At 70.6% G+C, this 23,556-nt stretch carries 21 protein-coding genes; 1 reads left to right on the top strand and 20 read right to left on the bottom strand.

Translation table 11 applies throughout. From position 1 onward, the window contains the following. Positions 1-128: 128 nt before the first annotated feature. The 8 genes from pyrF to pyrR all read right to left on the bottom strand — a co-directional run bounded on the left by pyrF (position 129) and on the right by pyrR (position 10,089). Positions 129-974 carry an orotidine-5'-phosphate decarboxylase gene (pyrF, locus tag FB563_RS27770; protein ID WP_055704935.1) on the bottom strand — a complete coding sequence of 282 codons (846 nt, stop codon included), beginning with the start codon at positions 972-974 and terminating at the stop codon, positions 129-131. Continuing rightward, complete coding sequence (locus FB563_RS27765) at positions 971-2,077, bottom strand: quinone-dependent dihydroorotate dehydrogenase (protein ID WP_055704936.1); 1,107 nt, start codon at positions 2,075-2,077, stop codon at positions 971-973. Before FB563_RS27765 ends, pyrF begins: the two co-directional genes overlap by 4 nt. Positions 2,078-2,144: 67 nt before the next feature. Then, entirely contained in the window at positions 2,145-5,453 is a 3,309-nt protein-coding gene (gene carB, locus FB563_RS27760) for a carbamoyl-phosphate synthase large subunit (RefSeq protein ID WP_055704937.1), read from the bottom strand. Then, positions 5,446-6,588, bottom strand: coding sequence for a glutamine-hydrolyzing carbamoyl-phosphate synthase small subunit (gene carA / locus FB563_RS27755; protein WP_055704938.1), 1,143 nt, complete (start codon positions 6,586-6,588; stop codon positions 5,446-5,448). Before carA ends, carB begins: the two co-directional genes overlap by 8 nt. Next, positions 6,585-7,145, bottom strand: coding sequence for a PH-like domain-containing protein (locus FB563_RS27750; protein WP_055704939.1), 561 nt, complete (start codon positions 7,143-7,145; stop codon positions 6,585-6,587). The genes carA and FB563_RS27750 overlap by 4 nt, the downstream gene beginning before the upstream one ends. After that, entirely contained in the window at positions 7,142-8,428 is a 1,287-nt protein-coding gene (locus tag FB563_RS27745; RefSeq protein ID WP_055704940.1) for a dihydroorotase, read from the bottom strand. Before FB563_RS27745 ends, FB563_RS27750 begins: the two co-directional genes overlap by 4 nt. A gap of 4 nt (positions 8,429-8,432) precedes the next feature. Beyond that, on the bottom strand, positions 8,433-9,419 hold the full coding sequence (locus FB563_RS27740) for an aspartate carbamoyltransferase catalytic subunit (protein WP_055704941.1): 987 nt from the start codon (positions 9,417-9,419) through the stop codon (positions 8,433-8,435). Between the two features lie 91 nt (positions 9,420-9,510). Then, positions 9,511-10,089, bottom strand: a complete 579-nt coding sequence (gene pyrR / locus FB563_RS27735; RefSeq protein WP_055704942.1) for a bifunctional pyr operon transcriptional regulator/uracil phosphoribosyltransferase PyrR — start codon at positions 10,087-10,089, stop codon at positions 9,511-9,513. 253 nt (positions 10,090-10,342) lie between these two features. On the opposite strand from pyrR, the gene bldD reads away from it, so the two are divergent. Further along, on the top strand, positions 10,343-10,846 hold the full coding sequence (gene bldD / locus FB563_RS27730) for a transcriptional regulator BldD (RefSeq protein ID WP_020938842.1): 504 nt from the start codon (positions 10,343-10,345) through the stop codon (positions 10,844-10,846). A gap of 156 nt (positions 10,847-11,002) precedes the next feature. Here the strand turns inward: bldD and nusB are convergent, their stop codons facing one another. The 12 genes from nusB to FB563_RS27665 form a co-directional block, all read right to left on the bottom strand. Then, positions 11,003-11,437 (bottom strand): transcription antitermination factor NusB, encoded by a 435-nt coding sequence (gene nusB / locus FB563_RS27725; protein WP_055704943.1) that lies wholly within the window; start codon positions 11,435-11,437, stop codon positions 11,003-11,005. 2 nt (positions 11,438-11,439) lie between these two features. After that, positions 11,440-12,006 (bottom strand): elongation factor P, encoded by a 567-nt coding sequence (efp, locus tag FB563_RS27720; protein WP_014671526.1) that lies wholly within the window; start codon positions 12,004-12,006, stop codon positions 11,440-11,442. A 44-nt stretch (positions 12,007-12,050) separates the two neighbouring features. Further along, positions 12,051-13,157 carry an aminopeptidase P family protein gene (locus tag FB563_RS27715; RefSeq protein ID WP_055704944.1) on the bottom strand — a complete coding sequence of 369 codons (1,107 nt, stop codon included), beginning with the start codon at positions 13,155-13,157 and terminating at the stop codon, positions 12,051-12,053. Positions 13,158-13,335: 178 nt separating this feature from the next. Next, on the bottom strand, positions 13,336-14,223 hold the full coding sequence (locus FB563_RS27710) for a Pro-rich N-terminal domain-containing protein (RefSeq protein ID WP_142218951.1): 888 nt from the start codon (positions 14,221-14,223) through the stop codon (positions 13,336-13,338). Positions 14,224-14,399: 176 nt separating this feature from the next. Continuing rightward, on the bottom strand, positions 14,400-15,491 hold the full coding sequence (aroB, locus tag FB563_RS27705) for a 3-dehydroquinate synthase (protein WP_055705432.1): 1,092 nt from the start codon (positions 15,489-15,491) through the stop codon (positions 14,400-14,402). Next, positions 15,488-15,970, bottom strand: coding sequence for a shikimate kinase (locus tag FB563_RS27700; protein ID WP_234357677.1), 483 nt, complete (start codon positions 15,968-15,970; stop codon positions 15,488-15,490). The genes aroB and FB563_RS27700 overlap by 4 nt, the downstream gene beginning before the upstream one ends. A 32-nt stretch (positions 15,971-16,002) precedes the next feature. Further along, positions 16,003-17,187 carry a chorismate synthase gene (gene aroC, locus FB563_RS27695; protein ID WP_055705434.1) on the bottom strand — a complete coding sequence of 395 codons (1,185 nt, stop codon included), beginning with the start codon at positions 17,185-17,187 and terminating at the stop codon, positions 16,003-16,005. A gap of 164 nt (positions 17,188-17,351) precedes the next feature. After that, positions 17,352-18,191 carry a shikimate dehydrogenase gene (locus FB563_RS27690; RefSeq protein WP_055705435.1) on the bottom strand — a complete coding sequence of 280 codons (840 nt, stop codon included), beginning with the start codon at positions 18,189-18,191 and terminating at the stop codon, positions 17,352-17,354. After that, positions 18,172-19,860, bottom strand: coding sequence for an endolytic transglycosylase MltG (gene mltG / locus FB563_RS27685; protein ID WP_079048685.1), 1,689 nt, complete (start codon positions 19,858-19,860; stop codon positions 18,172-18,174). The genes FB563_RS27690 and mltG overlap by 20 nt, the downstream gene beginning before the upstream one ends. A 123-nt stretch (positions 19,861-19,983) precedes the next feature. Beyond that, positions 19,984-20,448 (bottom strand): Holliday junction resolvase RuvX, encoded by a 465-nt coding sequence (gene ruvX, locus FB563_RS27675; RefSeq protein WP_055705437.1) that lies wholly within the window; start codon positions 20,446-20,448, stop codon positions 19,984-19,986. 61 nt (positions 20,449-20,509) lie between these two features. Then, a complete protein-coding gene (gene alaS, locus FB563_RS27670; RefSeq protein ID WP_055705438.1) occupies positions 20,510-23,182 on the bottom strand; it encodes an alanine--tRNA ligase in 2,673 nt (890 codons plus the stop codon). Further along, positions 23,182-23,553 (bottom strand): hypothetical protein, encoded by a 372-nt coding sequence (locus FB563_RS27665; RefSeq protein ID WP_055705439.1) that lies wholly within the window; start codon positions 23,551-23,553, stop codon positions 23,182-23,184. Before FB563_RS27665 ends, alaS begins: the two co-directional genes overlap by 1 nt. Between the last annotated feature and the right edge of the window lie 3 nt (positions 23,554-23,556).

Here is a 23,556-nt window from a genome sequence, read left to right as displayed (position 1 = left end):
GAGAACAGCGGAAAAGTCCTGGTCAGCCTCCGCCAGGCCGGACATTTCAGACATAATGCCCCCGATTTGAGGATGTATTCACACTCAAGTCGCCACCAGGCCGCTCAGCCGAGCACGTGTCGCAGGTGTCAGGCGCCGGAGACGGCCGCCTGGATCTCCTCCGCGAAGCGCTCGGCGGCCCCGCGCAGCGCCCCCACGTCGGGACCGTGCCGCAGGACACCCCGGCTGACGTTCGGCACGACGTTGCGCACGGCCGGCCCGAAGACCTTCGGAAGATCGGCCGCCGTCGCGCCCTGCGCACCGACGCCGGGCGCGAGGAGCGGGCCGTTGATCGCGAGGTCGTACGTCGACAGCTCGCCGACCGTGGCGCCCACGACGGCCCCGAAGGAACCCAGCGGCTCCTCGCCCGCGTTCTCGGCGGCCAGATGGGCCAGCATGGTCGCGCCGACCGTGCGGCCGTCGGCACGGACCGCGTGCTGCACCTCGGGGCCCTCCGGGTTGGAGGTCAGCGCCAGCACGAACAGGCCGGTGCCGCTCTCCCGGGCCAGTGCGACGGCCGGGCTGAGCGAGCCGTAGCCGAGGTACGGCGAGACGGTCAGGGCGTCGGAGAACAGCGGGGCGTCCTTGCGCAGGTAGGCCTCGGCGTACCCGGCCATGGTCGAGCCGATGTCGCCGCGCTTGGCGTCCATCACGACGAGCGTGCCGGCCGCGCGGGCCTCCTGGACCACCTTCTCCAGCACGGCGACGCCCCGGGAGCCGAAGCGCTCGAAGAAGGCGCTCTGCGGCTTCATCACGGCGACCCGGTCGGCCACCGCCTCGACGACCGTACGGCTGAACCGCTCAAGACCGGCCACGTCGTCGTCCAGGCCCCACTCGGCGAGCAGGGAGGCGTGCGGGTCGATGCCGACGCACAGCGGGCCGCGCTCGTCCATGGCGCGGCGCAAACGGGCACCGAAGGGCTCGTACGACGTCATGCGGGCTTCCTCACGTCGGCGCCGACCGCGTCGGCGAGAGTGGCGTACGGGCTGGTGCGCAGGCGCGCGGCGAGGCCCTTGTGGATCGCGCGGGACCAGAACGGGCCCTCGTAGATGAAGGCGCTGTAGCCCTGGACCAGCGTGGCACCGGCCAGGATGCGCTGCCAGGCGTCCTCGGCGGTCTCGATGCCGCCCACGCCCACGAGGGTGATCCGGTCGCCCACACGCGCGTACAGGCGGCGCAGGACCTCCAGCGAGCGCTGCTTGAGCGGGGCGCCGGACAAACCGCCCGTCTCCTTCACCAGCGAAGGCGACGACTTCAGGCCGAGACCCTCGCGCGCGATGGTCGTGTTGGTCGCGATGATGCCGTCCAGGCCCAGCTCCACGGCCAGGTCGGCGACGGCGTCGATGTCCTCGTCGGCGAGATCGGGGGCGATCTTCACCAGCAGCGGGACACGGCGATGGGCGACCGTGCGGTCGGCGGCCTCGCGGACGGCGGTGAGCAGCGGGCGCAGGTGGTCCACCGCCTGCAGGTTGCGCAGGCCGGGCGTGTTCGGCGAGGAGACGTTGACGACCAGGTAGTCCGCGTACGGCGCGAGCCGCTCGGCCGACTTCACGTAGTCGCCGACGGCCTCCGCCTCCGGGACGACCTTCGTCTTGCCGATGTTGACGCCCACGACGGTCCTGAAGACCGGCCGGCGCGAGGCGAGGCGGGCCGCCACGGCCAGCGAGCCGTCGTTGTTGAAGCCCATGCGGTTGATCAGCGCGCGGTCCGCGACCAGGCGGAACAGCCGCTTCTTCGGGTTGCCGGGCTGCGGCTCGCCCGTGACCGTGCCGATCTCGACGTGGTCGAAGCCCAGCATCGACATGCCGTCGATCGCGACGGCGTTCTTGTCGAAGCCGGCGGCGAGCCCGAAGGGGCCGTGCATGCGCAGCCCGAAGGCCTCCGTGCGCAGCTCCTTGTAGCGGGGCGCGAGGGCGGCCGCGGCGAAGGTACGCAGCACGGGGATGCGCACGGCGAGACGGATCCAGCGGAAGGCCAGGTGGTGGGCCTTCTCGGGGTCCATCCGTCGGAAAACCAGACGGAAGAAGAGGTCGTACATCTCGGAAAGTCCTCAGGGGTCCTCATGAAGAGGGGGACACCGTTTCCGGTGTCCCCCTCAAGGGCTGCTAGTCGCGGGCCGCGGTCAGGTGCTCCGCGTGTTCCTGGAGCGAGCGGACGCCCACGTCACCGTGGTTGAGGGCGTCGATGCCCTGCACGGCCGCGGCGAGCGCCTGGACGGTCGTCAGGCAGGGCACGGACCGGGCGACGGCCGCCGTACGGATGTCGTAGCCGTCGAGGCGGCCGCCGGTGCCGTACGGGGTGTTGACGATGAGGTCGACCTCGCCGTCGTGGATGAGCTGGACGATGGTCTTCTCGCCGTTCGGGCCGGTGCCCTCGGACTGCTTGCGCACGACGGTGGCGTTGATGCCGTTGCGCTTGAGGACCTCGGCGGTGCCGGAGGTGGCGAGCAGGTCGAAGCCGTGGGCGACCAGCTCACGCGCCGGGAAGATCATCGAGCGCTTGTCGCGGTTGGCGACCGAGATGAACGCGCGGCCCTTGGTGGGCAGCGGGCCGTAGGCACCCGCCTGCGACTTGGCGTACGCCGTGCCGAAGACGGAGTCGATGCCCATGACCTCGCCGGTGGAGCGCATCTCCGGGCCGAGAACCGTGTCGACGCCGCGGCCGTGGATGTCGCGGAAGCGCGACCACGGCATGACGGCCTCCTTGACGGAGATCGGCGCGTCCAGCGGCAGCTCGCCGCCGTCGCCCGTCTTCGGCAGCAGGCCCTCGGCGCGCAGCTCGGCGATGGTCGCGCCCAGCGAGATGCGGGCGGCGGCCTTGGCCAGCGGCACCGCGGTCGCCTTGGAGGTGAAGGGGACCGTACGGGAGGCGCGCGGGTTGGCCTCCAGGACGTACAGGATGTCGCCCGCCATCGCGAACTGGATGTTGATCAGACCGCGCACCCCGACACCGCGCGCGATGGCCTCGGTGGAGGCGCGAAGCCGCTTGATGTCGAAGCCGCCGAGGGTGATCGGGGGCAGGGCGCACGCCGAGTCGCCGGAGTGGATGCCGGCCTCCTCGATGTGCTCCATCACGCCGCCGAGGTACAGCTCCTCGCCGTCGTAGAGCGCGTCGACGTCGATCTCGATCGCGTCGTCCAGGAAGCGGTCGACCAGCACCGGCCGGGAGGGGCTGATCTCGGTCGACTCGGCGATGTAGGCGGCGAGGCGGGTCTCGTCGTACACGATCTCCATGCCGCGCCCGCCCAGGACGTACGACGGCCGGACCAGGACCGGGTAGCCGATCTCGTCGGCGATGGCCTTGGCCTCCTCGAAGGTGGTGGCCGTGCCGTGCTTCGGGGCCGGCAGGCCCGCCTCGGCGAGCACCCGGCCGAAGGCGCCGCGGTCCTCGGCGGCGTGGATCGCCTCGGGCGAGGTGCCCACGATCGGCACGCCGTTGTCCTTCAGGGCCTGCGACAGGCCGAGCGGGGTCTGGCCGCCCAGCTGCACGATCACGCCCGCGACCGGGCCGGCCTGCTGCTCGGCGTGGACGATCTCCAGCACGTCCTCCAGCGTCAGCGGCTCGAAGTACAGCCGGTCGGAGGTGTCGTAGTCGGTGGAGACGGTCTCCGGGTTGCAGTTGACCATCACGGTCTCGTACCCGGCGTCGGACAGCGCGAAGGAGGCGTGGACGCAGGAGTAGTCGAACTCGATGCCCTGGCCGATGCGGTTCGGGCCGGAGCCGAGGATGATGACGGCCGGCTTCTCGCGCCGGGCGACCTCCGTCTCCTCGTCGTAGGCCGAGTAGAAGTACGGCGTCTTGGCGGCGAACTCGGCGGCGCAGGTGTCGACCGTCTTGTAGACCGGGCGGATGCCCAGGGCGTGCCGGACCTCGCGGACGACGTCCTCGCGCAGGCCGCGGATCTCGCCGATCTGCTGGTCGGAGAAGCCGTGCCGCTTGGCCTCGGCGAGCAGCTCGCGGGTCAGCTCGGGGGCCTCGGCCAGCTCGTCCGCGATCTCCTTGATCAGGAAGAGCTGGTCCACGAACCACGGGTCGATCTTCGTGTACTCGAAGATCTCCTCGGGGGTGGCGCCGGCGCGGATGGCCTGCATGACCGTGTTGATCCGGCCGTCGGTGGGCCGCCGGGACTCCTCCAGGAGCAGCGACTTGTCACCGGGGACACCGGTGAACGTGAACTGGCTGCCCTTCTTCTCCAGCGACCGCAGCGCCTTCTGGAAGGCCTCGGGGAAGTTGCGGCCGATGGCCATGGCCTCGCCGACCGACTTCATGGTGGTGGTCAGCGTGGAGTCGGCCTGCGGGAACTTCTCGAAGGCGAACCGCGGGGCCTTGACGACCACGTAGTCGAGCGTCGGCTCGAAGGAGGCCGGGGTCTCCTGCGTGATGTCGTTCGGGATCTCGTCCAGGGTGTAGCCGACGGCCAGCTTGGCGGCGATCTTGGCGATCGGGAAGCCGGTCGCCTTGGAGGCGAGCGCCGAGGACCTGGACACGCGCGGGTTCATCTCGATGACGATCACGCGACCGTCCTCGGGGTTCACCGCGAACTGGATGTTGCAGCCGCCGGTGTCGACGCCGACCTCGCGGATGACGGCGATGCCGATGTCGCGCAGGATCTGGTACTCGCGGTCGGTCAGCGTCATCGCGGGCGCGACGGTGATGGAGTCACCGGTGTGCACGCCCATCGGGTCGAAGTTCTCGATGGAGCAGACGACCACGACGTTGTCGTGCTTGTCGCGCATCAGCTCCAGCTCGTACTCCTTCCAGCCGAGGATGGACTCCTCCAGGAGCACCTCGGTGGTCGGGGAGAGCGTGAGGCCCTGGCCGGCGATGCGGCGCAGTTCCTCCTCGTCGTGCGCGAAGCCGGAGCCGGCGCCGCCCATGGTGAAGGACGGGCGGACGACGACCGGGTAGCCACCGAGGGTCTCGACGCCGCTCAGGACGTCGTCCATGGAGTGGCAGATGACCGAGCGGGCGGACTCGCCGTGCCCGATCTTCCTGCGGACCTCCTCCACGACCTCCTTGAACAGGTCGCGGTCCTCGCCCTTGTGGATCGCCTCGGGCCTGGCGCCGATCAGCTCGACGCCGTACTTGGCCAGGACACCGTTCTCGTGCAGCGAGATGGCGGTGTTCAGGGCCGTCTGGCCGCCCAGGGTGGGCAGCAGGGCGTCGGGGCGCTCCTTGGCGATGATCTTCTCGACGAACTCGGGCGTGATCGGCTCGACGTACGTGGCGTCGGCGATCTCCGGGTCGGTCATGATCGTCGCCGGGTTGGAGTTGACGAGGACGACGCGCAGGCCCTCGGCCTTGAGCACGCGGCACGCCTGCGTGCCGGAGTAGTCGAACTCGGCGGCCTGGCCGATGACGATCGGGCCGGAGCCGATGACCAGGACGGACTGGATATCGGTGCGCTTAGGCACGCTGGCCCTCCATCAGGGAAACGAAGCGGTCGAACAGGTAGGCGGCGTCGTGCGGGCCCGCTGCCGCTTCGGGGTGGTACTGGACGGAGAAGGCCGGCTGGTCGAGCAGCTGCAGCCCCTCCACGACGTCGTCGTTCAGGCAGACGTGCGAGACCTCGGCGCGACCGAACTTCGTCTCGCTGACCTTGTCGAGCGGCGCGTCGACCGCGAAGCCGTGGTTGTGCGCGGTGACCTCGACCTTGCCGGTCGTACGGTCCTGGACCGGCTGGTTGATGCCCCGGTGGCCGTACTTCAGCTTGTAGGTGCCGAAGCCGAGGGCACGGCCGAGGATCTGGTTGCCGAAGCAGATGCCGAACAACGGCGTCCTGCGCTCCAGAACGGCGGTCATCAGGGCCACGGGACCGTCGGCGCTCGCCGGGTCGCCGGGGCCGTTGGAGAAGAACACGCCGTCCGGGTCGACCGCGTAGACCTCGTCGGCCGTGGCGGTGGCGGGCAGGACGTGCACCTCGATGCCGCGCTCGGCCATCCGCTGCGGGGTCATGCCCTTGATGCCGAGGTCGATCGCGGCGACGGTGAACTTCTTCTCGCCGATCGCCGGGACGACGTAAGCCTCCTTGGTCGCGACCTCCTCGTAGAGGCTCGCGCCCTTCATGTGCGGCTGGGCCTGCACGCGCGCGAGGAGCTCGGACTCGGCCGCGATCGCCTCTCCGGAGAAGATGCCGGCGCGCATCGAGCCGCGCTCGCGCAGGTGGCGGGTGAGGGCGCGGGTGTCGATGCCGGAGATGCCGACCACGCCCTGGCGCTCCAGCTCGTCGTCCAGGGAGCGCTTGGCGCGCCAGTTGGACGGCACGCGCGCGGGGTCGCGCACGACATAGCCGGAGACCCAGATGCGGCTCGACTCGTCGTCCTCGTCGTTCCAGCCGGTGTTGCCGATCTGGGGTGCGGTCGCGACGACGATCTGCCGGTCGTACGACGGGTCGGTCAGGGTTTCCTGGTAGCCGGTCATACCGGTGGAGAACACGGCCTCGCCGAAGGTCTCCCCCACGGCCCCGTAGGCACGGCCGCGGAAGAGGCGGCCGTCCTCCAGGACGAGTACGGCGGGAACCCTGGCAGCTCCCCTTGTGGAGGTCGTCATCGTGCGCCTTCCGTGTCGTTGATCATGTGGTTCAGGGTGTCGACCCACTCGGTGTGCTCGGCCGCGTGGTCGGAGCGGAAGCCGGAGTCGATCAGCTTGTCGCCGAGCGCCCAGGTCACCACCAGCAGCCCGCCCTCGGTGAGGACCTTGCCGGCGATGCCCTTGTCCAGCCGGGCCCCGCGCAGCGCGGCGGTGGGGATGAAGAAGTCGCTCGCTCCGGGACGCTCGACCTCCAGCCCCTGGTCGGTCAGGGTGAGCTCGGCCCGGCTGCGGGTGCCCAGGCCGTGGGCCACGATCCGGTCCAGCCACTGGCCCGCGGTGGTGGAGCCGTGGTAGCGGCCGCTCAGCTCAAGTCTGGCGGGGCTGGTCTCCTCCGGCGCGCTGGGTGGCGCGGGCAGGTCGCTCTGCAGGGTGCCGCGCCACTTCCAGCCCTCGCGCATCAGCCAGTAGACGAGCGCGATGAAGAGCAGGAGTCCGACGAGCCAGCCGATGCGCGCCGGCCAGTCGGTGACCTCGGCCGACCTCTTCGCCTCGGCCAGCAGGATTACAGGTGTCACGTGAGCTTCCCGTCGACGAGCGTGGCCTTGCCCCGCAGCCACGTGTGCGTCACACGGCCCGGCAGCTCGCGCCCCTCGTAGGGGGTGTTGCGGCTGCGCGAGGCGAAGCCCGCGGGGTCCACCTGGCCACGGTATGCCGTGTCGACGAGGGTGAGGTTGGCAGGCTCACCAGCCGAGACGGGACGGCCGTGCCCGGTGGCCTGTCCGATCTGCGCGGGCTTGACGGACATGCGGTCGGCGACGCCGGCCCAGTCCAGCAGGCCCGTGTCGACCATGGTCTCCTGGACCACTGACAACGCGGTCTCCAGCCCCACCATGCCCATGGCGGCCGCGGCCCACTCGCAGTCCTTGTCCTCGTGCGGGTGCGGGGCGTGGTCGGTGGCGACGATGTCGATCGTGCCGTCCGCCAGCGCCTCGCGCAGGGCGTGCACGTCGCGCTCGGTGCGCAGCGGCGGGTTGACCTTGTAGACGGGGTTGTACGTCCGCACCAGGTCGTCGGTGAGGAGCAGGTGGTGCGGGGTGACCTCGGCGGTGACGTCGATCCCGCGGGACTTGGCCCAGCGGACGATCTCGACGCTGCCGGCGGTCGACAGGTGGCAGATGTGGACGCGGGAGCCGACGTGCTCGGCGAGCAGCACGTCCCGGGCGATGATCGACTCCTCGGCGACGGCGGGCCAGCCGCCCAGGCCCAGCTCGGCGGAGACGACGCCCTCGTTCATCTGGGCGCCCTCGGTCAGCCGCGGCTCCTGCGCGTGCTGGGCGACGACACCGCCGAAGGCCTTCACGTACTCCAGCGCGCGGCGCATGATCACCGCGTCGTCGACGCACTTGCCGTCGTCGGAGAAGACGGTGACGCCGGCGGCCGATTCGTGCATGGCACCCAGCTCGGCGAGCTTCCTGCCCTCCAGGCCGACGGTGACGGCGCCGATGGGCTGCACGTCACAGTAGCCGTGCTCCCTGCCGAGCCGCCAGACCTGCTCCACGACACCGGCGGTGTCGGCGACGGGGAAGGTGTTGGCCATGGCGAAGACGGCCGTGTAGCCGCCGGACGCGGCCGCGCGGGTGCCGGTGAGGACCGTCTCGGAGTCCTCGCGGCCCGGCTCGCGCAGGTGGGTGTGCAGGTCGACCAGGCCCGGCAGCAGCACCTTGCCGTCGGCCTCCACGACCTCGGCGCCCTCGGCGGACAGCCCAGTGCCGACCGCCTCGATGACCTCGCCGTCGATCAGCACGTCCTGCGGCTCGCCGCCGAGCACCTTCGCACCACGGATCAGGGTCTTGCTCATGGTCTTACTTCTCCTCGGGACCGGTGGGGCGGGTGTGGGTGACGGCGGGCTCGTTGCCACCGAGCAGCAGGTACAGCACGGCCATCCGGATGGAGACGCCGTTGGCGACCTGCTCGACGGCGGTGCAGCGGTCGGAGTCGGCGACCTCGGCGGTGATCTCCATCCCGCGCACCATCGGGCCGGGGTGCATCACGATGGCGTGCTCGGGCAGCCTGGCCATGCGGTCGCCGTCGAGGCCGTAGCGGCGGGAGTACTCGCGCTCGGTGGGGAAGAAGGCGGCGTTCATCCGCTCGCGCTGGACGCGGAGCATCATCACCGCGTCGCACTTGGGCAGCGTGCTGTCCAGGTCGTACGACACCTCGCAGGGCCAGGTCTCGACGCCGACCGGCACCAGGGTGGGCGGGGCGACCAGGGTGACCTCGGCGCCGAGGGTGTGCAGCAGGTCCACGTTGGAGCGGGCGACCCGGCTGTGCAGGACGTCGCCGACGATGGTGATCCGCCTGCCGGACAGGTCCTGGCCGAGCCCGGCGTCCCGGCCGATCAGCCGGCGGCGCATGGTGAAGGCGTCCAGCAGGGCCTGGGTGGGGTGCTGGTGGGTGCCGTCGCCGGCGTTGATGACGGCCGCGTCGATCCAGCCGGAGTTCGCCAGGCGGTAGGGGGCTCCGGAGGCGCCGTGCCGGATGACCACGGCGTCGACGCCCATGGCCTCCAGGGTCTGCGCGGTGTCCTTCAGGGACTCGCCCTTGGAGACGCTCGACCCCTTGGCGGAGAAGTTGATGACGTCGGCGGACAGGCGCTTCTCGGCGGCCTCGAAGGAGATCCGGGTGCGCGTGGAGTCCTCGAAGAAGAGGTTGACGATCGTGCGGCCGCGCAGGGTCGGCAGCTTCTTGATCGGCCGGTCGGCGACCCGGGCCATCTCCTCGGCGGTGTCGAGGATCAGGACGGCGTCGTCGCGGGTGAGATCGGCGGCCGAGATGAGATGACGCTGCATCTGTCAGGCTCCGTAAGGCAGTTCATTCAGGGAGATTCGGGGCGAACCGGCGCGCGTGCGGGCATGCCTGAGCAGCCCGGCGCCCGAGTTGCTACTGGCCGGCCTTCACGCCGAGCAGCACGGTGTCGCGACCGTCCTCCTCGGCGAGCTGGACCTTGACCGTCTCCCGCAGCGACGTGGGGAGGTTCTTGCCGACGTAGTCGGCGCGGATGGGCAGTTCGCGGTGGCCGCGGTCGACCAGGACCGCGAGCTGGACCGCACGGGGGCGCCCGATGTCGTTCAGGGCGTCGAGGGCGGCGCGGATGGTGCGGCCGGAGAAGAGCACGTCGTCGACGAGGACGACCAGCTTGCCGTCGATGCCGTCACCGGGGATCTCGGTGCGGGCCAGCGCACGCGGCGGGTGCATGCGCAGGTCGTCGCGGTACATGGTGATGTCGAGGGAGCCGACCGGGATCTTGCGGTCGGTGATCTCCTCCAGCTTGGCGGCGAGCCGCTGGGCGAGGAAGACGCCCCGGGTCGGAATGCCGAGGAGCACCACGTCGTCGGCGCCCTTGGCGCGCTCGACGATCTCGTGGGCGATACGGGTCAGCACCCGTGCGATGTCGGGGCCCTCGAGAACGGGCCGCGCATCGGACGCATGCGGGGTGGCGTGCGAGTCCTGCTTGTCCATACGAAAAGGACCTCCTTCTCCGCCTCACGGGACGGACCTTAAAGGACGTCTGATTTGCGCCATCAACCCTAGCAGGTCATGGAGAGGGCCCCGATCACCCCCCTGGCCCAATGCGCTGCCACTACCACGGAAGAGTCGGTGTGGACCATTCGGCTTGACGCAGGAGAGTCACGCTGCGTAACCTCACAGTGAGTTACCAGCCGCGCGGCGGGAAGCCAGTCCGGCCGCGTCGACACAGTGTCCGGGGAGCTATATGTCCAGCGAATACGCCAAACAGCTCGGGGCCAAGCTCCGGGCCATCCGCACCCAGCAGGGCCTTTCCCTCCACGGTGTCGAGGAGAAGTCCCAGGGTCGCTGGAAGGCCGTGGTGGTGGGGTCCTACGAGCGCGGCGACCGTGCGGTGACCGTACAGCGGCTCGCCGAGCTGGCCGATTTCTATGGCGTTCCGGTGCAGGAGCTGCTGCCGGGCACCACGCCGGGCGGCGCCGCCGAGCCGCCGCCGAAGCTGGTCCTGGACCTGGAGCGGCTGGCCACGGTGCCCGCCGAGAAGGCGGGCCCGCTGCAGCGCTACGCGGCCACGATCCAGTCCCAGCGCGGTGACTACAACGGCAAGGTGCTCTCCATCCGCCAGGACGACCTGCGCACACTCGCCGTCATCTACGACCAGTCCCCCTCGGTCCTCACCGAGCAGCTGATCAGCTGGGGTGTCCTGGACGCGGACGCCCGCCGCGCGGTGGCCACGCACGAGGACGCGTAGCCGCTTCGACCGCCTCAGCAGAAACGTGCCGCCGGGGTGGCCGGAACTTTGCGGTTCCGGCCACCCCGGCGGCTTTTCACGCGCGCTGGAAGAACGCCGGAGGGCCCGCAGCACAGGCATGCTGCGGGCCCTCCGGCGATAGCGTGCCGGGCGGTGCTACGCCTCGTCCCGGCGCAGGGACGGCTTGAGCTCCTTCAGACGGCCCAGGAGGCCGTTGACGAACGAGGGCGACTCGTCCGTGGAGAACTCCTTCGCCAGCTGCACCATCTCGTCCAGGACGACGGCGTCCGGAGTCTCGTCGACCCAGATCAGCTCGTACGCGCCCAGCCGCAGGATGTTGCGGTCCACGACCGGCATCCGGTCGAGCGTCCAGCCGACCGCGTACTGGGCGATCAGCTCGTCGATCCGCCTCGCGTGCTCGGCATAGCCCTCGACCAGCTGCATCGTGTACTCGCTGACCGGCGGCTGGCGGGTGTCGGACCGGGACAGCCGGATCCAGTCCGCGAGGACCGTCAGGACGTCGGCGCCGCGCTGGTCGCCCTCGAAGAGGATCTGGAAGGCGCGCTTGCGGGCCGTGTTGCGGGCAGCCACGGTTAGCTGTTCACCCGGCCGAGGTAGTCGCTGGTGCGGGTGTCGACCTTGATCTTCTCACCGGTGGTGATGAAGAGCGGGACCTGGATCTGGTGGCCGGTCTCCAGGGTGGCGGGCTTGGTGCCACCGGTGGAGCGGTCGCCCTGGACGCCCGGCTCGGTCTCGGCGATGGTCAGCTCGACCGCGGCGGGCAGCTCGACGAAGAGGACCTCGCCCTCGTGCTGCGCGACGGTGGCGGTGAAGCCCTCGACCAGGAAGTTCGCGGCGTCGCCGACGGCCTTCCGGTCGATGTGCAGCTGGTCGTAGGTCTCCATGTCCATGAAGACGAAGTACTCGCCGTCCATGTACGAGAACTGCATGTCGCGCTTGTCGACAGTGGCGGTCTCGACCTTGACGCCGGCGTTGAAGGTCTTGTCGACCACCTTGCCGGACAGCACGTTCTTCAGCTTGGTGCGCACGAAGGCCGGGCCCTTGCCGGGCTTGACGTGCTGGAACTCGACGACGGACCAGAGCTGGCCGCCTTCGAGCTTGAGCACCATGCCGTTCTTGAGGTCGTTCGTGGAAGCCACGGTTGCGGAATCTCCTGGACTGACGTACGACCCCGGGTCACGCGCTACAGCGCGAGCAGCTCCTTGGTCGTGATGGTGAGTAGCTCGGGTCCGCCGTCCGCCTCGGGGCGTACGACGAGCGTGTCATCGATCCGGACACCGCCCCGGCCCGGGAGGTGGACCCCCGGTTCGACGGTGACCGGCACGCAAGCGTCCAGTTTACCCATGGCCGAGGGCGCCAACTGCGGGTCCTCGTCGATTTCGAGTCCGACACCGTGTCCGGTCAACGGAGGCAGGGCCTCCGCATAGCCGGCGGAGTCCAGTACCTGGCGTGCCGCACGATCCACGTCGCCGTAGACGGCGCCCGGTGCCAGGCACTCGCGTCCGGCGCGCTGGGCGGCGAAGACGAGGTCGTACAGCTCGATCTGCCACTCGGCGGGCGAGGTGCCGATCACGAAGGTACGGCCGATCTCACAGCGGTAGCCGCGATAGGTCGCCCCGAGGCACACGGAGAGGAAGTCGCCCTCCTCCACCCGCCGGTCGGTGGGGCGGTGCCCGCGACGGCCGGAGTTCGGCCCGGTGGCCACCGAGGTCGGGAAGGCCGGCCCGTCGGCGCCGTGGTCGACCAGCCGGCGCTCCAGTTCCAGGGCGAGGTGCCGTTCGGTGCGGCCGACCAGGATGGACTCCAGCAGCTCGCCGAGGGCCTGGTCGGCGATCTCGGCGCCGATGCGCAGGCAGGAGATCTCCTCCTCGTCCTTGACCACCCTGAGCTGCTCCACGGCTGCGCCGAGGTCGGCAAGCCGCAGCTTGGGGACCATCGAGGCGAGGGCTCTGTGGCGGGCCACGGTGAGGTGGTGCTCCTCGACCGCGAGGGAGTCGGCACCCTGGCTCCCGGCGAGACCGGCGGCCGCCACGGCGGGGTCGCCTCCGGGCTCGGGAAGGACGTGGAGCGCCAGTGCCTCGTCGGGACGCCCCTCTGTCGGCCGGTCGTCCGGGGAAGCCGCGCAGACCAGCACGTCCTCGCGTTTGCCCAGCAGCAGGACGGACCCCTGCGGGGCCACGGCGGCGAGGTAGCGCACATTGGCCGGGCGGGTGACGAGCGCTGCCGCGGAGCCGGCCGCGGTGAAGTGGTCCCTCAGCCGGGATCGGCGGTTCGCGTACACCTCTGACATGAGATGAGCGTAGGAGTTTTGACCGACTTGCGCTGGTTGAGCGGGTCCGAGTGGGGTTGTGCGGGGCGGTGTCCGTGATCGCCGGATGCGGGTCCGTGGGTGGCCGGTCGCGCCCGCGCGGCGGAGCCGCACATCGACACAGCCCCGCGCCCCTGAGTTGGACCGGTCGCCCCCCTGCCTACCAGCTCGGTGGGCTTGCAATCGCCCTGGCCAGGACCTCGTCCAGAACACGGGCCGTGCCCGGGACGTCCAGCTGCGAGTTGTCGATGATCGGCAGGCCCGAGCCGTACCAGCCCGCCATGCGGCCGTGGATGCGGGCCACCTCCTCGTCGGTGAGGCGGCGGTTGCCGGTGCGTTCGGCGTTGCGTTCCAGGACGATGTCCAGGCCGGGGAGGAGGACGACGGGCAGCAGGCCGGGGCCCACGTGGCGTTTCCAACCGCCGAGCCCGACGACCGGGCGGTCCGGGAAGACCGCGTCGTCCAGGATGCAGGAGATGCCGTTGGCGAGGAAGTTGCGTGCGGCGAAGCCGCAGGTGCGGCGTGCCAGGCGGTACTGGGCCTCGGAGTTGTCGTTCCAGCCGGACTGGGGGTCGGCGAAGCCCGAGCGGACCCATTCGCGGACGTCGTCCAGGCTGATGTGCGCGGTGGGCACGCGGCGGTGGTCCGCCCAGAACTTGGCGACGCTGGTCTTGCCGGCGCCGGCCGGGCCGATCAGCAGCACGGCCAGCGTGGTGGTCGCCGGGTCGGGGGCCGCGGCGGGAGCCGGGGGAACGCTGGGCACGCCGACGGGGCCGCCGGGCGGCAGCGGGACGTGACCGGTGGTGTCGGGGGCCGGAGGGACGGCGGGGGGCTGTGCGGCCGGGGGCTGGGGCGCCGGGGGCTGCGGGGGTGTCGGCGGGACAGCGCCGGTGTGGACCGGAAAGCCCGGCGGCGGGGGCACGGGGGCGGGCCCCTGGGAGGCTCCCGGGGGCGGGCCCGGGTGGTGTGCGGCCGACGCCCAGCCGGCGTGCGGCACCTGCCCCGGCTGGTGGGGCGGCGGCAGCGGAGACCCCACTGCGTGCTGCATCCGTTGCCACTCCGTCTCGTACAAGCAGTTCGCGCCGGCAGCGGGGCGAACCCCGCTGCCTACCGAACGGTACCGTCCCCCGCCGTCGTGTGGTGAAACGGCCGGGGGCGGCCGGAAGTGCCCATTCCGCAAAGGAAGTCGAGATCTGGAACCGGGCGGACGGAACAGCGTGGGACTTACTGGCCCACTTCGCCGTACGCGGCCAGCAGCACGGCCGGGTCCGGGCCCTCCAGGACGGTCGGCTTGGCGAGGCCGTCGAGGACGATGAAGCGCAGCAGGTCGCCACGGGACTTCTTGTCGATCTTCATCGTCTCCAGCAGCTTGGGCCACTGGTCGTAGCGGTAGTGCAGCGGCAGGCCGACCGCTTCCAGCACCGTGCGGTGGCGGTCCGCCGTGGCGTCGTCCAACCGGCCCGCCAGACGGCCGAGTTCGGCGGCGAAGTGCATGCCGACCGCGACCGCGGCGCCGTGCCGCCACTTGTACCGCTCGTTCTTCTCGATGGCGTGGCCGAGCGTGTGGCCGTAGTTGAGGATCTCGCGCAGGCCCGACTCCTTCAGGTCCGAGGAGACGACCTCCGCCTTCACCCGGATGGAGCGCTCGATCAGCTCGGCCGTGTGCGGGCCCGCCGGGGTCCGGGCGGCCTCCGGGTCGGACTCGATCAGGTCCAGGATCACCGGGTCGGCGATGAAACCGGCCTTGATGACCTCGGCGAGCCCGGAGACGTAGTCGTTGACCGGGAGGGAGTCCAGCGCGGCCAGGTCGCACAGGACGCCGGCCGGCGGGTGGAAGGCACCGACGAGGTTCTTGCCCTCGGCGGTGTTGATGCCGGTCTTGCCGCCGACCGCCGCGTCCACCATGGCGAGCACGGTGGTCGGGACGGCGATCCAGCGCACCCCGCGCAGCCAGGTCGCGGCGACGAAGCCGGCGAGGTCCGTGGTCGCGCCGCCGCCCACGCCCACGACGACGTCGGAGCGGGTGAAGCCCGACTGGCCGAGCGCCTTCCAGCAGTAGGCGGCCACCTCGGCGGTCTTGGCCTCCTCGGCGTTCGGCACCTGGATGGCGATCGCCTCGTAGCCCTGCCCGGCCAGGTCGGCGCGGAGCGCGTCGCCGGTCTCGGCCAGCGCCTCCGGGTGGATCACCGCGACCCGCTTGGCCCGGTCACCGATCAACCCGCCCAGTTCGCCGAGCAGTTGGCGCCCGACCAGCACCTCGTAGGGGTCGGTGCCCGCGCTGCCGGCGACCTGGATCCGGGTGACTGCCTCGCTCATGCTTCCTTCAACTCCAGTGCGTCCAGCGCTGCTCGGGTGACCTCTTCGGGCGTACGGCCGTCCGTCGGTACGACCGCGGTGGCGACCTCCTCGTACAGGTGCCGCCGGGCCTCCATCAGCTCACGCCACTGCCTGCGCGGGTTGACCGCGAGCAGCGGCCGGGCCGCGTTCAGGCCGGTGCGCTTGACGGCCTCCTCCACGTCCATGGACAGGTAGACCACCCGGTGCCCGGCGAGAAGCGCGCGTGTGTCGGCGTCGAGGACGGCCCCGCCGCCGAGCGCGAGGACGCCCTCGTGCTCGGCGAGCGCGGTGTGCACGGCCCGCTTCTCCAGCGCGCGGAAGGCGGGCTCGCCCTCGTCGACGAAGATCTCGGCGATGGTGCGGCCCTCGGCGGCGACGATGTCCTCATCGGTGTCCCGGTAGCCGAGCCCGAGGCGCTCGGCGAGCAGTTGGCCTACGGTGGACTTGCCGACGCCCATCGGTCCGACCAGTACGACGGCGGGCACGGCGCTCACCGGATCCGCAGGTTGTCGAGGTACGACTGCACGTTGCGGCGGGTCTCGGCCACGGAGTCACCGCCGAACTTCTCGGCGACGGCGTCCGCGAGGACGAGCGCGACCATCGCCTCGGCGACGATGCCGGCGGCCGGCACCGCGGAGACGTCGGAGCGCTGGTGGTGGGCCTGGGCGGCCTCGCCGGTGGTGACGTCGACGGTCCGCAGGGCCTTCGGCACGGTCGCGATCGGCTTCATCGCGGCCCGCACCCGCAGCAGCTCGCCGGTGCTCAGGCCGCCCTCGGTGCCGCCGGCCCGGCCGGAGACGCGCTTGATGCCCTCGGGCGTGCCCACGATCTCGTCGTGCGCCTTGGAGCCGGGCACCCGGGCCAGCTCGAAGCCGTCGCCGATCTCGACGCCCTTGATCGCCTGGATGCCCATCAGGGCACCGGCGAGCCGGGCGTCCAGCTTGCGGTCCCAGTGCACGTGCGAGCCCAGGCCGACCGGGACGCCGTACGCCAGCACCTCGACCACACCGCCGAGCGTGTCGCCGTCCTTGTGGGCCTGGTCGACCTCCGCGACCATCGCCTTCGAGGCGTCCGCGTCCAGGCAGCGCAGCGGGTCGGCGTCCAGCTTCTCGACATCGGCCGGCGTGGGGTACACGCCCTGCGGAGCCTTCACCGAGCACAGCTCGACCACGTGCGAGACGATCTCGATGCCCGCGGTCTCCTTCAGGTACGACCGCGCCACCGCGCCCAGCGCCACCCGGGCCGCCGTCTCGCGGGCGGAGGCGCGCTCCAGGATCGGGCGGGCCTCGTCGAAGCCGTACTTCTGCATCCCCGCCAGGTCGGCGTGGCCGGGCCGGGGCCGGGTCAGCGGGGCGTTGCGGGCCAGACCCGCGAGGATCTCCGGGTCGACCGGGTCGGCCGCCATGACCTGCTCCCACTTGGGCCACTCGGTGTTGCCCACCATGATCGCGACCGGGGAGCCGAGGGTGAGGCCGTGCCGGACACCACCCAGGAAGGTGACCTCGTCACGCTCGAACTTCATCCGCGCACCGCGGCCATAGCCGAGCCGCCGCCGCGCCAGGTGGTCCGCCACCATCTCCGTGGTGATCGGCACGCCGGCGGGAAGCCCCTCCAGCGTCGCGACAAGTGCGGGACCGTGGGACTCCCCCGCGGTCAGCCAACGCAGCCTGCTCAACGGTGCTCCTCAGTGTTCGCGCCCGGTACTGCCCTGCGTACACGCATCCTCGCGTACGGCGACGGCGCGACCGGGTGCGCGACCCCGGCCCGCCACCTCCGATCCTCCCACGTCCGCGGCCGGAATCCGGTCGCAGGTCCAGCAGGCGGACGCGCGCCGGACGGTCAGTTCGCGGCGAGCGCCTTCTCACCGGCGCGGCGCATGGCCTCCAGGGGCGCAGGGGAGCGGCCGGTCATCTGCTCGACCTGCAGGACGGCCTGGTGGACCAGCAGGTCGAGGCCGCTGACCACGGCGCCGCCGAACATGGACCAGCGGGCCGCCAGCTCGGTGGGCCAGGGATCGTAGAGCACGTCGAAGAGGGTGGCGGGGCGCTCGGGTACGGCGGTGGCGAGGGCGTCGGTGGTGCCGGCGGGCGTGGTGGCGATCACCAGCGGGGAGCGCAGGGCCTGCTCGGCGTCCGCCCAGTCCGCCGTCCGCACCTCCACGTCGAGCCGCTCGCCCCACTGCCGCATCTCGGCGGCGCGGGCCTCGCTGCGGACGTAGGCGACGACCTCGCCGGTGCAGACACGGGAGAGCGCGGCGAGCGCGGAGGAGGCGGTGGCACCGGCGCCCAGGATCGCGGCCGATTCGACCTGCTCGATGCCGTGCTCGCGCAGCGCGGCCACCATGCCCGGGATGTCGGTGTTGTCGCCGAGCCTTCGCCCGTCCTCGGTGAGGACGACCGTGTTCACGGCGTCGACCGAGGCTGCCGTCTCGCTGATCTCGTCCAGCAGCGGGATCACCGCCCGCTTCAGCGGCATGGTCAGCGACAGCCCCGCCCACTCCGGCCCCAGCTTCTCGAGGAAGCCGGGCAGCCCGGCCTCGTCCACCTCGAAGCGCTCGTACGACCACCCGGTGAGCCCGAGCTCGTCGTACGCGGCCCGGTGCAGCACCGGGGAGAGGGAGTGGGCGATGGGCTTACCGAGCACGGCGGCCCGGCGGGCGTCAGTTGCCCGAGCTGGCATCGAACTTTTCCTTGAGTCGCTTGAATTCGGCGAGGTTCTTGGCGAATTCGGTGTTGTTCACTCCGTCGGTCGCCACGAAATAGATCCAGCCGTCGTGTGTCGGGTTCAGGGCCGCCGTGATCGCGTCCTCGCCGGGGTTGCCGATCGGACCGGGCGGGAGCCCCTTGTGGGTGTACGTGTTGTACGGGCTGGGGTCGCTGTTGATCTCCTTGAGGGAGATATGGATGTGGCTGGTGCCCTTGGCGTAGTTGTAGGTCGAGTCGAACTGCAGGAACTGGTTCGTCTCGGTATTGGTGGGCTTGAGCCGGTTGTAGACCACTTCGGCCATCTTGCGGAAGTCGTCGTGAGTCTTGCCCTCCGCCTGCACCAGGCTCGCGACGGTGACGAGTTCGAACGGGTTCTTCAGGCCCAGGGCCTGCGCCTTCGAGGTGAGGCCGTAGGCGTCGTACTTGGACGCGGCCTCGGCGACCATCTGCTTCAGGATCGCGTCCGGCTTCATGCCCTTGGCGGCCGGATAGTTGCCCGGGTAGAGGAACCCCTCCAGCGGGTCCTTGATCTCGTTGCTGTTCGCGGTGTTCTGCGCCCAGGCCGGCAGACCGAGGCTCTTGAACTCCTTCTTGGCGACCTTCTCGGTGGTGCCGGAGGTAAGTTCGAGTTTCTTGTCGATCGCCTGGTAGACGCCCGCGTTGCGCTCGCCCGGAGTGACCATGACGATGTTCTGGCTCTTCGGGTCCAGCATCATTTTCACGGCGCTGGCGGCGGACATCTCCTTCTTGAGGAGATACACGCCGGCCTGGATGCTGCCACCGCCGGGGACCGAGCCCTGCGCGTGCACGAAGGCCTCGGCGCTCTTGACGACCCCGGCCTGCTTGAGACGGTTGCCGATGTCCCAGCCGCCCGCGCCCTTGGGGATCTCGACCGTCACCGTCTGGTTGGTGCCGTCGCCCGTGTAGTCGGGCGCCGGGGCGAAACGATTTTGGTAGAACCGGTAGCCGAAGTAGCCGACCGTGCCGATGCCGCCGCCGAGGACCAGGACGACGACCATGCAGGCGCAGCCGTTGCGCTGTTTCTTGCCCTTCTTCGTGGGCTTCTTGCTGCCGCCGCGCCGGTCACGGCGGCTCTGGAGCTCGTGCTCCTCGTCGTCGTCATCGTCGCCGCCTCCCGTGAAGAAGGGGTGCTCCTCCTCGGGGACGGCCTCGGGCTCGGGGTGCGCTTCCGGCTCGGAGTGCCTGCGGCCGGGCGGCACCGGCGGCGGGTAGGCGTCCTCGGTGCCGTAGAAGTCGGGCTGCTCCCCGCCGTAGCCGACGGGCTGATGGCCGTACGGGTCGCCGGGGTCGGCGGGGTAGGGCATCTGGCCGTGGGGACCGGCCGCCTCCCAGCCGCCCTGCTGCGGGTACTGCTGCTGGGGGTGGCCGGCGTACTGCTGGTGACCCTGTTCGTCGTAGTACGGGTACTGGTCCTGGCCGTATCCGTTGTGCTGCTGCTGGTTGTGCTGCTGCTGGTTCCAGTCGCCGTACTGCGGCTGCTGCGGGTACTGCTGCTGCGGCTGGCCGCCGTAGGCAGGCTGCTGGCCCATGTGGGCCTGCTGCCCTTCCCATCCGCCGTCCCCGTACAACGGGTCCTGCGGATGCCACGGTTCGGAGCCCGGGCCCCGGCCATACTCAGTCATCGATCCCCTAGAGCCGCGAGGCCGACCGGTCACGTGGCCGGTCGGCCCGCTTCCGTTCCGCCTCTTGCTGTGTGCCGGCTGTTCGAACACCGCCACATCGCGCGGAACGTTACCGTATCGCGATCAGATGACCACTTCGACGCCCTCGCCGGGTGCTTTACCTGACACTCGTTCGGATTCCAGGGCCTGTTGCAGGATGATCACGGCGGCCGCCTGGTCGATGACGGCCCGGCCCTTCTTGGATTTCACGCCCGAGGCGCGCAGTCCCTGACTGGCCGTCACGGTCGTCATCCGCTCGTCCACCAGGCGCACCGGCACCGGCTTGATGCCCTTGGCCAGTTCCTGGGCGAAGGCGCGGACCTTGGCGGCGGCCGGGCCCTCGCCCCCCTTGAGGGAGCGAGGGAGACCGACGACGACCTCGATCGGCTCGTACTCCTCCACCAGTTGACGCAGGCGGCGGTGGGCGGCGGGGATGTCCCGGCCGGGGACGGTCTCCACCGGAGTGGCGAGGATCCCGTCGGGGTCGCACGAGGCGACCCCGATCCGGGCGTCCCCGACGTCGATCGCAAGCCGACGCCCTCTGCGCATTTCCGACCGTTTCCTTACTTCGCCGTCTTCTTCGTCATCTTCTTCGCCGTCTTCGTCGCCGTCACTTGGCGGTGTCGGCGACGAGCCGCTCGACGGCCTCGACGGCCTCGCCGACGGCGGCCGGGTTCTGGCCGCCGCCCTGGGCCACGTCCGGCTTGCCGCCACCGCCGCCGCCGAGGGTCTTGGCGGCGGTACGGACCAGATCACCGGCCTTCAGGCCACGCTCGCGGGCGGCCTCGTTGGTGGCGATGACCGTCAGCGGCTTGCCGTTGTTGACGGTGAAGAGGGCGACCACGGCGGCGCGTCCGCCCTGGATGCGGCCGCGCACGTCGAGGACCAGCTTGCGCAGGTCGTCCGGGGTCGTGCCGTCCGGGACCTGACCGGTCACCACGGCCACGCCGCGCACGTCCTTGGCGGACTCGGCGAGGCCCGCGGCGGCCTGCAGCACCTTCTCGGCGCGGAACTTCTCGATCTCCTTCTCGGCGTCCTTCAGCTTGCCGAGCATCGAGGAGACCTTCTCCGGCAGCTCCTCCGGGCGCCCCTTGAGCAGCTCGGTCAGCTGGTTGACGACCGTGTGCTCACGAGCGAGGAAGTTGTAGGCGTCCACGCCGACCAGGGCCTCGATACGGCGGACGCCCGAGCCGATGGAGGACTCGCCGAGCAGCTTCACCAGGCCCAGCTGGGCGGTGTTGTGCACGTGCGTGCCGCCGCACAGCTCCTTGGAGAAGTCGCCGATGGTCACGACACGGACCCGCTCGCCGTACTTCTCGCCGAACTCGGCGATGGCACCCTGCTTCTTCGCCTCGTCGATGCCCATGATCTCGGCGTGCACGTCGAGATCGCGGGCGAGCACCTCGTTGATCTTCTGCTCGACGTCGGTCATCACGGCCGTCGGAACGGCGGACGGGGAGCCGAAGTCGAAGCGGAAGCGGCCGGGCTGGTTCTCGGAACCGGCCTGGGCGGCCGTCGGGCCGAGGGCGTCGCGCAGGGCCTGGTGGGTGAGGTGGGTGGCCGAGTGGGCGCGGGCGATGGCCTTGCGGCGGCGGGCGTCGATCGAGGCGTGGGCCTTGGCGCCGACGGTGACCTCGCCGACCTGGACGACGCCCTTGTGGACGTACACACCCGGGACCGGCTTCTGGCAGTCGCGGATCTCGATCACGGCACCGGAGTCGACCTTGATCCGGCCGGTGTCGCCGATCTGACCGCCGCCCTCGGCGTAGAAGGGGGTGCGGTCCAGGACGACCTCGACCTCGTCGCCCTCGGTGGCGGCCGGGGAGGAGATGCCGTCGACGAGGAGGCCGACGATGGTCGACTCGCCCTCGGTGTCGCTGTAGCCGATGAAGTCGGTCTCGCCGGCGGTGTCGGCGATCTCGCGGTAGGCGCCCATGTCGGCGTGGCCGGTCTTCTTGGCCTGGGCGTCGGCCTTGGCGCGCTCCCGCTGCTCCTTCATCAGGCGGCGGAAGCCCTCCTCGTCCACGGAGAGGCCCTGCTCGGCGGCCATCTCCAGGGTGAGGTCGATCGGGAAGCCCCAGGTGTCGTGGAGCAGGAAGGCCTTGTCGCCGGCCAGGACCGTGCCGCCGGCCTGCTTGGTCTCGGTGACGGCGGTGTCGAGGATGTTGGTGCCGGCCTTCAGCGTCTTGAGGAAGGCGTTCTCCTCGGCGATGGCCACCTTCTCGATGCGCTCGCGGTCGGTGACCAGCTCGGGGTACTGCCGGCCCATCATCTGGATCACGGTGTCCAGGAGGTCCTTGACGACCGGGCCGGTGGCGCCGAGCAGGCGCATGTTGCGGATGGCACGGCGCATGATGCGGCGCAGGACGTAGCCGCGGCCCTCGTTGCCGGGGGTGACGCCGTCGCCGATGAGCATCGTGGCGGTGCGCATGTGGTCGGTGACCACGCGGAGGGAGACGTCCGAGGCATGGGCGTCGCCGTAGCGGACGCCGGTCAGCTCGGTGGCCTTGTTGATGACGGCCATGGAGGTGTCGATCTCGTACATGTTCTGCACGCCCTGCAGAATCATGGCGAGCCGCTCCAGGCCGAGGCCCGTGTCGATGTTCTTGCTCGGCAGGTCCCCGAGGATCTCGAAGTTGTCCTTGCCGGTGCCCTCGCCGCGCTCGTACTGCATGAAGACGAGGTTCCAGATCTCCACGTACCGCTCGTCGTTGACGGCGGGGCCGCCCTCGACGCCGAACTCGGGGCCGCGGTCGTAGTTGATCTCGGAGCAGGGGCCGCACGGGCCGGGCACACCCATGGACCAGAAGTTGTCCTTCATGCCCAGGCGCTGGATGCGCTCCTTGGGCACGCCGACGACCTCGTGCCAGATCTGCTCGGCCTCGTCGTCGTCCTGGTAGACGGTGATCCACAGGCGCTCGGGGTCGAGGCCGTAACCGCCCTTGTCCTGGGGGCTGGTGAGCAGCTCCCAGGCGAGCTTGATGGCGCCTTCCTTGAAGTAGTCGCCGAAGGAGAAGTTGCCGCACATCTGGAAGAACGTGCCGTGGCGCGTGGTCTTGCCGACCTCTTCGATGTCGGGGGTGCGCACGCACTTCTGCACGCTGGTGGCGCGCGGGAACGGCGGCTTGACCTCACCCAGGAAGTAGGGCTTGAAGGGCACCATGCCGGCGGGGACGAGGAGCAGAGTCGGGTCGTCCGCGATGAGCGACGCCGAAGGGACGACGGTGTGCCCGCGCTCCTCGAAGAAGCTCAGCCAGCGGCGGCGAATCTCGGCCGACTCCATCAGTGGTCCTCATTCCGGTTGTACGAGTGCTTCGCTTGCGAAGAAAACGACGTTTCGATGTACTTCGGTGTGCTGCTGTTGTCGCGGTTGTTCCCGATGGCGGTGTACCGCCGGGGCGCGGGGAGTTCGGGGTTCTCGTGGATCCCGAGGGCCTCCTCCAGCTCGGCCTCCCGCTGGGCCATGTTGTCGCGGACGTCGAGCGCGAAGCCCACCGCGCGGTCCTTCAGGCGCTGACCGGTCTCCAGGGCCTTGTTCGCCGCGGTCGCGGCGAGGCTCTCCGGGGTCAGCTGCTTGAGCTTGCGGTTGACCTTGGTGGTCGCCCACACACCGGCGGCGACACCGGTGGTGAACCAGAACGTACGGCGGAACATCGC

The sequence above is a fragment of the Streptomyces puniciscabiei genome, assembly GCF_006715785.1.
In the GTDB taxonomy this organism is placed as follows: domain Bacteria; phylum Actinomycetota; class Actinomycetes; order Streptomycetales; family Streptomycetaceae; genus Streptomyces; species Streptomyces puniciscabiei.
The sequence above is the reverse complement of the archived record's forward strand: the minus strand, read 5'-3'. Positions and strand labels throughout refer to the sequence as shown.